General features: G+C 57.0%; 1 rRNA gene. It reads left to right on the forward strand.

What is annotated here, in order from left to right:
• Nucleotides 1–1,079 (forward strand): 23S ribosomal RNA (locus ACZ6R9_RS33785); the annotation flags it as partial.

Consider the following 1,079-nt stretch of genomic DNA (forward strand, 5'->3'; position numbering starts at 1 on the left):
TCCCAAGTAGCACGGGGCCCGAGAAATCCCGTGTGAATCTGGCGGGACCACCCGCTAAGCCTAAATATTCCCTGGTGACCGATAGCGGATAGTACCGTGAGGGAATGGTGAAAAGTACCGCGGGAGCGGAGTGAAATAGTACCTGAAACCGTGTGCCTACAAGCCGTGGGGGCAGTCCTTCGGGGCTGTGACTGCGTGCCTTTTGAAGAATGAGCCTGCGAGTTTGCGGTGTGTAGCGAGGTTAACCCGTGTGGGGTAGCCGTAGCGAAAGCGAGTCCGAACAGGGCGTTTGAGTTGCATGCCCAAGACCCGAAGCGGAGTGATCTAGCCATGGGCAGGTTGAAGCGCGGGTAAGACCGTGTGGAGGACCGAACCCACCAGGGTTGAAAACCTGGGGGATGACCTGTGGTTAGGGGTGAAAGGCCAATCAAACTCCGTGATAGCTGGTTCTCCCCGAAATGCATTTAGGTGCAGCGTCGTGTGTTTCTTGCCGGAGGTAGAGCACTGGATAGGCGATGGGCCTCACCGGGTTACTGACCTTAGCCAAACTCCGAATGCCGGTAAGTGAGAGCACGGCAGTGAGACTGTGGGGGATAAGCTCCATGGTCGAGAGGGAAACAGCCCAGAACACCGACTAAGGTCCCTAAGCGTGTGCTAAGTGGGAAAGGATGTGGAGTCGCAGAGACAACCAGGAGGTTGGCTTAGAAGCAGCCACCCTTGAAAGAGTGCGTAATAGCTCACTGGTCAAGTGATTCCGCGCCGACAATGTAGCGGGGCTCAAGCACATCACCGAAGTCGTGTCATTGCAGCAACAGGGCCAACGCCCGCTGTGATGGGTAGGGGAGCGTCGTGTGCCGGGTGAAGCAGCCGAGGAATCGAGTTGTGGACGGTTCACGAGTGAGAATGCAGGCATGAGTAGCGATACAAGAGTGGGAAACTCTTGCGCCGATTGACCAAGGGTTCCTGGGTCAAGCTGATCTGCCCAGGGTAAGTCGGGACCTAAGGCGAGGCCGACAGGCGTAGTCGATGGACAACGGGTTGATATTCCCGTACCCGCTTTGAAGCGCCAACGCTGAACC

It is taken from the genome of Kitasatospora sp. NPDC048662 (assembly GCF_055587065.1).